This is a genomic window from Arthrobacter sp. 10T413_2 (assembly GCF_056394205.1).
Genome location: NZ_JBFTHK010000171.1, coordinates 1 through 8,904 on the forward strand (window position 1 = coordinate 1; position 8,904 = coordinate 8,904).

Annotated in this window: 8 protein-coding genes; 3 read left to right on the plus strand and 5 right to left on the minus strand. The window is 66.4% G+C overall.

The window, feature by feature from the left end; genetic code table 11:
* Positions 1 to 1,005, plus strand: a 1,005-nt coding sequence (locus AC1DBQ_RS19185; protein WP_476930023.1) for a sensor histidine kinase, incomplete at its 5' end; no start/stop codon positions are given.
* Between the two features lie 38 nt (positions 1,006 to 1,043).
* Here AC1DBQ_RS19185 and AC1DBQ_RS19190 read toward each other — a convergent pair.
* Positions 1,044 to 1,775 (minus strand): response regulator, encoded by a 732-nt coding sequence (locus AC1DBQ_RS19190; protein WP_476930024.1) that lies wholly within the window; start codon positions 1,773 to 1,775, stop codon positions 1,044 to 1,046.
* A gap of 225 nt (positions 1,776 to 2,000) precedes the next feature.
* On the opposite strand from AC1DBQ_RS19190, the gene AC1DBQ_RS19195 reads away from it, so the two are divergent.
* A complete protein-coding gene (locus AC1DBQ_RS19195; protein ID WP_476930025.1) occupies positions 2,001 to 2,447 on the plus strand; it encodes a universal stress protein in 447 nt (148 codons plus the stop codon).
* Between the two features lie 8 nt (positions 2,448 to 2,455).
* Here AC1DBQ_RS19195 and AC1DBQ_RS19200 read toward each other — a convergent pair whose 3' ends face one another.
* The 3 genes from AC1DBQ_RS19200 to glgC form a co-directional block, all read right to left on the minus strand.
* Positions 2,456 to 2,923, minus strand: a complete 468-nt coding sequence (locus tag AC1DBQ_RS19200; RefSeq protein ID WP_476930029.1) for a pyridoxamine 5'-phosphate oxidase family protein — start codon at positions 2,921 to 2,923, stop codon at positions 2,456 to 2,458.
* 117 nt (positions 2,924 to 3,040) lie between these two features.
* Positions 3,041 to 4,549 carry an SDR family NAD(P)-dependent oxidoreductase gene (locus tag AC1DBQ_RS19205; RefSeq protein ID WP_476930026.1) on the minus strand — a complete coding sequence of 503 codons (1,509 nt, stop codon included), beginning with the start codon at positions 4,547 to 4,549 and terminating at the stop codon, positions 3,041 to 3,043.
* 56 nt (positions 4,550 to 4,605) lie between these two features.
* Complete coding sequence (gene glgC / locus AC1DBQ_RS19210; RefSeq protein ID WP_476930027.1) at positions 4,606 to 6,024, minus strand: glucose-1-phosphate adenylyltransferase; 1,419 nt, start codon at positions 6,022 to 6,024, stop codon at positions 4,606 to 4,608.
* Positions 6,025 to 6,126: 102 nt separating this feature from the next.
* Between glgC and glgA the strand changes: the two genes are divergently transcribed.
* Entirely contained in the window at positions 6,127 to 7,335 is a 1,209-nt protein-coding gene (gene glgA / locus AC1DBQ_RS19215; RefSeq protein ID WP_476930030.1) for a glycogen synthase, read from the plus strand.
* 131 nt (positions 7,336 to 7,466) lie between these two features.
* Here the strand turns inward: glgA and AC1DBQ_RS19220 are convergent.
* A partial coding sequence (locus tag AC1DBQ_RS19220; RefSeq protein WP_476930028.1) for an acyl-CoA dehydrogenase family protein occupies positions 7,467 to 8,904 on the minus strand: 1,438 nt, incomplete at its 5' end.

Here is an 8,904-nt window from a genome sequence, read left to right on the forward strand (position 1 = left end):
ATTGCCGCCCGCGCCCTCCAAGAGTCCGGGTCCKACCTCGCCTTGCTGGTGGCGCCCGCGGCGGACTCGCAGAGCTACGTGGTGATCGGTGTCGCCGGTGAACGCGGACGGTCCTTTTCGGGCCGGTCGCTCCACCTTGCTTCCGAACGTCTGGAAGGAGTTCTCGACGGCGGCGAGCCCGTACTCTTCGACGACGCGTCCGACGTCGTGKGAGAGGTCGACGGCTCCGTCACGGGGCCGCTGCTGGCCGTGGCACTCAGCACCCAGGGCGCCCACCACGGGCTTCTCCTGCTGGCAAAGAACARGGATTCGGTCCGCTACGCCAGGACGGACATTGAAATGGGGGCCGTCTTCGGCTCCCACGTTGCCCTGGCCCTGGAACTGGCCAGGGTGCACCGGCTGCGCGAAGAACTCCTGGTCTTCACCGACCGTGACAGGATCGCCAGGGACCTCCATGACCTCGTCATCCAGCGGCTGTTCGCTGCCGGGCTGAGCGTACAGAGCCTCACCCGCTTCACCAAGGAAGAATTGGCTCTGGAGCGGATCCGCAACATCACAGGCGAACTCGACGAGGCCATCCGGAGCCTCCGCGACACCATCTACTCCCTCAAGAGCAGCGTCGGCGAAATCGAACTGCTGAGCGGGCGGATCCGCCGGGTCACGAAGAGTTCGGCGAAGTCCATGACTTTTTCCCCGCGCCTGACCATCACCGGACCGGTGGACGCCGTGACTGCGGACAAGGCCGACAACGTGGTGGCTGTGGTCTCCGAGGGCCTCAGCAACGCGATCCGGCACTCCGGCGCGGACACGATTTCCGTCTCTGTCGCCGTCATCAAGGGCCGGGTGACGGTGGTGATCAACGACAACGGCACCGGATTCGCCGATCCGGAAAAACGCGGGGGCCTGACGAACCTCGAGGACCGGGCGCGGATGCTCGACGGCGAGTGCACCGTCACCAGCACGCCCGACGCCGGTACGAGCCTCGAGTGGTCGGTGCCCCTTTAGCGCCCCTATATACAGGCGGTACGCCCGGATTGCAGGTGCTACCGGACGCTGTGCGGCCGGTTCGCGTCACTGGCGTTCCCGGCGGAGGCCACCGGGACCGCCGKACTGGCGATAAAGACGGCTGCCTGGGTGCGGCGTTCGAATCCGAGTTTGGCCAGCAGCGAGGAAACGTAGTTCTTGACGGTCTTTTCCGCCAGGAACATTTCCGCCGCTATCTGCCGGTTGGTCAGTCCGCCGCCCACAAGTTCCAGTACCCGGCGTTCMTGGGGCGTGAGGGACGCGGTACGGGGGTCGACTTCCTCGGTGTCCACCAKGCTGTCCACGACGCCGGCGGCGACGCCTTCCTCAAAKAGCGATTCCCCGGTKGCTGCCCGCCGCAGGGCACCGATCAGGTCGGTGCCGCCGATCTCTTTGAGCACGTAGCCCCGCGCGCCTGCCAACACGGCGCCGCGCAATGCCTGTTCGTCGTCAAAGCTTGTGAGGATGATGCAGTTCAGGGACGGGTCAACAGAGCGCACATCGCGGCAGACCTCAATACCGGTCCCGTCAGGCAGCCGGGCGTCCAGCACACAAACGTCCGGATGCAGGGCCGGAATCYGGCGGGTTGCTTCCACCGCGGATCCKGAACTGCCCACCACGACGAATCCTTCGCCTTCGAGGAGTTCCTGCAGCMCGCGCCGGACCAGCTCGTGATCGTCAAKGATGAAGACGYGTAATACCGCCGGCACGCCGTCGGGTGCAGTGAGACCTGCATCTGACCAGGCAATCATGGTTCTCCTGTCCGGCCGCCTACTGCTGCACCGTTTGATTCTGTAGTTCGTTGACTTMCCCAAGCCTTAGCCATTCTTGTGCACACCGTGGCCCGGGACAAGGGTCCTAATGCCCACCCGCCGGCGCCGCTGCATGACTTTTGGCCCTAGGCGCCTACAGGGCCCGGCGGCATCATGGGAGCGGCGCCATCCGTGCCCGGCCGATACGACGACGAGGGATCACCAATGAACGAAGCCAGCGACACCCGGACCATCGTTGTGGGCGTTGACGGTTCGGAAGCTTCTGTGGAGGCTCTCCGGCAGGCGCAGCGCCTTGCCGTGCCGCTGTCCGCCACAGTGGTCGCCCTGGCCTGCTGGGATTACCCGCCGGTCTACGACGGCTACGTCGCYGTCGGCATCGATGACTTTGATGTCCGGGCGGGGGAGATCCTCGCCGAAGCAGTCGCCAAGGCGTTCGGCCCGGACGCTCCCACCAACGTCGAAACCCGGCTTGTMCAGGGCCAACCGCGCCACATGCTMATCGAGGAAAGCAAAACCGCGGACATGCTGGTTTTGGGCCGCCGCGGCCACGGCGGCTTCGGCGGCCTGCTTCTGGGATCCGTCAGCTCCGCCTGCGTGGCGCATGCACATTGCCCGGTGCTGATCGTGCACTCGCCCGAGAAGGAGTCCTGACGCCGGAGYTACTCGAAGGTGGAACGGCGCGGGTCCGAAAGGCGCGTGGTCCAGAGATCGGGCCGGTTGACCTTGAAGCGTCGTCCGGTCAGCGCCTTGGGAGCGACCCGCACGTAATAGGCCTTCTCGCCGGGTTGCCAGGGCTCCAGGAGCAACGCATCCACGGCATCCTTCTCCTCCTGGCTCTCGATGAGCTCGGCCTCGCCGCGGGCCATGACGCTCCAGGCCGCCTCGTCGTGGGCGTCGTATCCGTCGATTTCGAATGCGACCGGCTTGGAGGTGATGGCGCCCCACAGTTTCGTGCCGCCGGAGGTGCGGAAGACAATCGCACGCCGTTCCAGCACGAAATTCACCGGAAAGATCTCCGGATGACTGTCCACGATCAGCGCGACGCGCCCCACGGTTTCGGTGTCGAGGAGGACCCAGCACTGGTCCATGGTGAGCGAGTAATCGGGCGAGGGCGCGGTTGAGTCCATGGTCAGACACCTTACAGGCAGGCCCGGACTCCCATCAGGGCCATAAGGCCCGGCGGCCACACCTGTCCCGCGACGCGCTCCCCGTGCCGCCAAGGCGGATCCGGGGAGCTCCGAACGTCACCAGGGGCTGGGCTTGTAGTCCTTGAGGAAGACGCCGTACTGGTCTTCGCCGGCCTCGCCCATGACGATCGGGTCATAGACGCGGGCCGCGCCGTCAACCAGGTCCAGGGGCGCGTGGAAGCCCTCCTCCATGAGACGGACCTTGGTGTAGTGCGGGCGCTCGTCCGTGATCCAKCCGGTATCCACCGCGGTCATCAGGATGCCGTCGGCGTCGAGCATTTCCTGGGCACTGGTGCGCGTCATCATGTTCAGCGCCGCCTTGGCCATGTTCGTGTGCGGGTGCCCGGGGCCCTTGTAGGCGCGGGAGAACTGGCCTTCCATGGCGCTGACATTGACGATGTACTTCCGCCGCGCGGTGGAGCGCTTCATGGCACCGCGGAGCCGGCTCACCAGCAAGAACGGGGCCGTGACATTGCACAGCTGCACTTCGAGCATCTCCAGCGGGTCCACCTCGTCCACCACCTGGGTCCAGCTGTTGATCGTGGCGAGATCCGGCACCAGCCCGCCGGCGTCGATCGCGGTGCCCGAGGCAATGCGCTCCAGCGAGGCCGAACCCGTGGACAAGGCCAGGGAGGTGATGGCGTCCCCGGCCAGCACGGGGTGTTCAAGCACCGTKCTGGCCAGTGCGAGCGGGTGCTTGTCGTGCGCGTGGCCGAACGTGACAAGCTCGGGGCCCCCGTTGCCGGCCTGAAGGGCCGCGGGCAGCGGCTCGTCCTCGGCGTCGACCAGGGGCTTATAGGCGTTTCCGGAGCGCCGCACCGTCTGGGCCGCGTTGTTGATGATGATGTCCAGCGGTCCTGCGGCGTCCAGGGAGTCCGTCAGGGCCATCACCTGGGACGGGTCGCGGAGGTCGATGCCCACGATCCGGAGCCGGTGCAGCCAGTCAGCACTGTCCTCCATGGCGGCAAAGCGGCGCGCAGCGTCCTTCGGGAAGCGTGTGGTGATGGTGGTGTGGGCGCCGTCCCGGARGAGCCGGAGCGCGATGTACATGCCGATCTTCGCCCGGCCGCCCGTCAACAGGGCATTTCGGCCGGCCAGGTCGGTGCGCGCGTCGCGCTTGCTGTGGCTGAACAGCGCACACTCGGGGCACAGCTGGTGATAAAAGGCGTCCACCTGGGTGTAGTGCTGCTTGCAGATGTAGCACGGGCGAGACCTGATAAGGTGGCCGGCGATCTCGCCGGTCGCGGACGGGGCAAGCTTGTTGCCGCGCGTCTCGTCGTCGATCCTGTCCGGGGCCGCCGTCGCCGTCTGGGCGATCACGGCGCGGTCCGCCTCCGCGATCTCGTCCCGCTTGGCCACCCGGCGGTGGCGCTTGACCGCCTTGAACATCTTTCCGGTGGCACGGCGGACGGACACGTAGTCCGGGTGTTCCTCGTCGTACGCATGGATGGTGTTCAGGACCTTCAGGCAAGCCTGAATCTCCTCCGGGGTCAGCCCGGCAGCGGCCGGCTCGGCGGCGGTCAACGCAGCAACGGAAAGATCGGAGGACAGATCGGGGGAGCTCATTGCCCCAATTTTACAGGCAACTGGTGCCCTGCCGGACCTCCGGCAGGGCACCGGTCCTAGTAGGCCTTGGTCGAGCGTTTGCCTTGGGAGTCCACGCCGACGGCGGCGGCCTGCGCCTCAGCGACCCTGTCCACCGAGTCCCGCAGTTCCGGCCAGTTTTCGGTGGCGGCGCGGACGGCATCCGGCACAAGGCGCAGGTTGGCGGCCGAGAGCGCCCGTTCTGCATCGCCGGGCTCCGGGACGAGCTGCCCCTTGGACAGGACCGTGATGCCGGACTCCGTGACCTTGAAGCCGCGGGCGCGGTYGAGTTCAGCATCGAGGCCGATCGCGGCCCCGGCCGGAACCTTGACGTTCTTGTCGAGGATGGCGCGCCTGATCACAGCACCCTCGCCGACATTGACCTTGTCCATGAGCACCGAATCCAGKACCCGGCTGGACGTGCCGACGTACACATCGTTGGAGAGCACTGAACCCTCCACGATSCCGCCCKAGACGACGACACCGTTGGCCACGATGGAATCGAGGGCGCTGCCCACGGTGTTGGATTTGCCGCGGACAAACTTGGCCGGCGGCGAGACGCTCTGGCGGGTGTAGATCGGCCACTCGGAGTTGTAGAGGTTGAACACCGGCACGGGGGAGATGAGGTCCATGTGGGCGTCGTAGAACGAGTMAATGGTGCCGACGTCGCGCCAGTAGGTGCGGTCCCGTTCGGTGGACCCGGGAATGTCGTTGAGCGTGAAGTCGTAGACGCCGGCCTCACCCTGGGAGACGAAGTAGGGAATGATGTCCCCGCCCATGTCGTGCTTGGTGTCGAGGCGCTCGGCGTCAACGTGCAGCGCCTCGACGAGGGCATCGGCGTTGAACACGTAGTTGCCCATGGAAGCCAGGAACTGGCTCGGGTCGGCCGCGAGGCCGGGCGTCGACGACGGCTTCTCKACGAAGGCGGCAATCTTGTMCGGGTTCTCGGGGTCGGTTTCGATCACGCCGAACTGATCCRCCATGTGCAACGGCTGKCGGACGGCGGCTACCGTCGCCTTGGCCCCGCTGGCTACGTGCTGCGCCACCATCTGGGAGAAGTCCATGCGGTAGACGTGGTCTGCGCCGACCACGACGACGATGTCGGGGTTGGCGTCATGGATCAGGTTCAGGGACTGATAKATGGCGTTGGCACTCCCCAGGAACCAGCTCTTGCCKACCCGCTGCTGGGCCGGAACGGAGGCGACGTAGTTCCCTAATTGGGTGGACAAGCGCCACGTCTCAGAAATGTGCCGGTCCAGGCTGTGCGACTTGTATTGCGTCAGCACCACAATTTGCAAATAGCGCGAATTCACAAGATTTGAAAGGGCAAAGTCAATGAGCCGGTAGCTTCCGGCAAAGGGCACGCCCGGCTTGGCCCGGTCCGCCGTCAATGGCATGAGCCGGTTTCCCTCGCCACCTGCGAGGACAATTGCCAAGACTTTCTTTTGATGCGGCATGGTTATCKCTCCTGAACGCCTTCGTTACTCCCCAAAACAGTCCGGCATGCCCGAACGTCTTCACACTAGATCAGTTCCACAGTAACGACTACCTTGGTGCATGTGCGAATAGACATTGTGACCAAAGAATTCCCGCCGGAAATCTACGGCGGCGCCGGAGTCCATGTGGCCGAGCTCAGCAGAGTCCTGGCCCAACGTGTGGACCTACAGGTGCGTGCCTTCGGCGCGCCCCGMGAGCCCGGGTACMACGGAGCGACGGTCACGTCCTACTCCGTGCCCGAAGACCTGGGCTCCGCCAACGCCGCCATCCAGACCCTCGGGGTGGATCTGAGGATCGTTCCGGACATTGCCGGCGCGGACCTGGTGCACTCCCACACCTGGTACGCCAACATGGCAGGACACATCGCGTCCCTGCTCCACGGCATTCCCCATGTGCTCAGCGCCCACAGCCTGGAACCGCTGCGCCCGTGGAAGGCCGAACAGCTCGGTGGCGGCTACGCGGTCTCCTCCTGGGTGGAAAAGACCGCCTATGAKGCCGCCGCCGCCATCATCGCCGTTTCGGAAGGCATGCGGCAGGACATCCTGCGCAGCTATCCGGAGGTGGACCCGGCCAAGGTCAAGGTGGTCCACAACGGCATTKACGTCAGCCTGTGGAACCGGGACKAGGGCGAGGACGTCGTCCGGGCGCTCGGGATCGACCCCTCGCTGCCGAGCGTCGTGTTTGTCGGACGCAACACCCGGCAAAAGGGCGTTCCCTACCTGCTCCGTGCCGCCGCCAAACTGCCGGCGGATGTCCAGCTGGTGCTGTGCMTCGGCGCAGCCGATACTCCCGAGCTGGCGGCCGAGACCGCGCGCCTCATCGAGGAGCTGCAGAGCAAGCGCACGGGCGTGATCGTGGTGGAACGGATGCTGCCCCGCAACGAGCTCATCCAGGTCCTCAGCCACGCCACGGCGTTCGCCTGCCCGTCCATCTACGAGCCGCTGGGCATCGTGAACCTTGAAGCGATGGCCTGCGGTGCCGCCGTGGTGGCCAGCGCCACCGGTGGTATCCCGGAGGTTGTTGATCACGGCGTGACCGGGCTGCTCGTGGAGCTCGAACAGGTCACCGACGGCACGGGCACCCCGCTCGACCCGGAGAAGTTTGTCACCGAGTTCGCCGCMGCCCTGACCGAGGTGGTGTCCGATCCCGCCCGGGCCCGGGCCATGGGGGAAGCGGGCCGGCGCCGGGCGGAGGAGCACTTCTCCTGGGAGTCCATCACGGAGACCACGCTGGAGGTCTACCGGTCGGTCCTGCCCGGCCCGGCCTCCTGACCAGCAGACCTCCAGACTGACATACGGACTCAGGCAAGGACTGCTGAACGCGCGACGGCGCCGCTCCCCTCATCGGGGAGCGGCGCCGTCTTGCGTTAATGGCTTCGCCGGATGATGGTGCCGCCGGAACCTCAGGCGCGCGCGGGCTTGGACTGCAGCGTGCTGMGCGCGAGCAGGATCTTTTCATCCACGGGCGCCTGGCCGCTGGCCCGCTGCTTCCGGAAGTAGTCCCGGGCCTCGTCCTGACGGGTCTTTTCCGCTCCGGTCGAGATCTCCGCGCGGAGATGCTCCGGTCCGTAGCCGAACGCGTCCACAAGATCGACGGCGTGCGGCCGGATCTTCACGAGGAGCCGATTGATGTACTCGCCCACGGTGCGTCCGCGCTGCATCGACAACCGGCCGTTCATCAGGTACCAGGACAGGTTCTTCTCGATGAGTGAGAGRCCGAAGAGATCACGCAGCCAAGTCAGGACCCTGTGCGTACCGGGGTCGGTGACGTTGCCGAGGGCTTCGGTAAAGGCCTCCCACTGCAGCAGTTCGGCGTGCGCCTGGGCGGCTTCGATGAGCTCATGCTGGTGTGCGTTGAACATGGCGGCGCCCTGCCGCTGCGGGAGCCTGTTGGCGCCCTTGAGCGCCGCGCCGACCTGCGCGACCATGGTCTGGACCCGGTCGGTCAGGAGGGCGCGCTGGCTTGACTCGTCGCGGATGGCGATCGCGGCCTTCTGCACGGAGCCGGAATCGGCCATGAACTGTGCCACCTGGCGCAGGCCGCTCCGGTGKAGCGCAGTGCCCGTCGCCTGGGACACGACGTAGCGGGCCAGGACACCGACGTTGGCGTTGCGGAACTCCTTGGCGTAGTCGGCGAGCAGGCGCTTGGCCACGAGCTGCAGCAGGACCGTGTTGTCGCCTTCGAAGGTCACATAGACATCGAGGTCGGCGCGGAGCGACGCAAAGCGGTTCTCGATCAGGAAGCCGGCACCGCCGCAGGCCTCGCGGCATTCCTGCAGCGTGTCCAGGGCGTGCCAGGTGCTGAGCGGCTTGAGCGCCGCGGCCAGGGTCTCGAGGTCCTGCCGGTCCTCGTCGGTGTCGTGCCGGCCGGAGAAGACGTCGTCGAACTTCTCGAGCAGCTGCTCGTGCGCGAAGCTGGCCGCGTAGGTGCTGGCGAGCCGGGTGAAGAGCCGGCGCTGGTGCCGCTGGTAGTCCAGCAGGACCTCCTCGTCGGTCTGGGAGGAGGCGTTGAACTGCCGGCGCTCGGTGGCGTACTGGATGGCGGTCTTCAGCGCGAGCTTGGAGGCGGCCACGGCGGCGCCGTCCAGCGAGACCCTGCCCTGGACGAGGGTGCCGAGCATGGTGAAGAAGCGGCGGCCCGGGCTGGCGATGGGGGAGGTGTAGTTACCCTCGGCGTCGACRTCGCCGTAGCGGTTGAGCAGGTTGGTGCGCGGGATGCGGACGTTCGCGAAGTGGAGCCGGCCGTTGTCGATGCCGTTCAGGCCGCCCTTGACGCCGTCGTCCTCGCCGCCGATCCCGGGCAGGAATTCCTTGGTGTCGGGGTCGCGCAGATCCACGTAG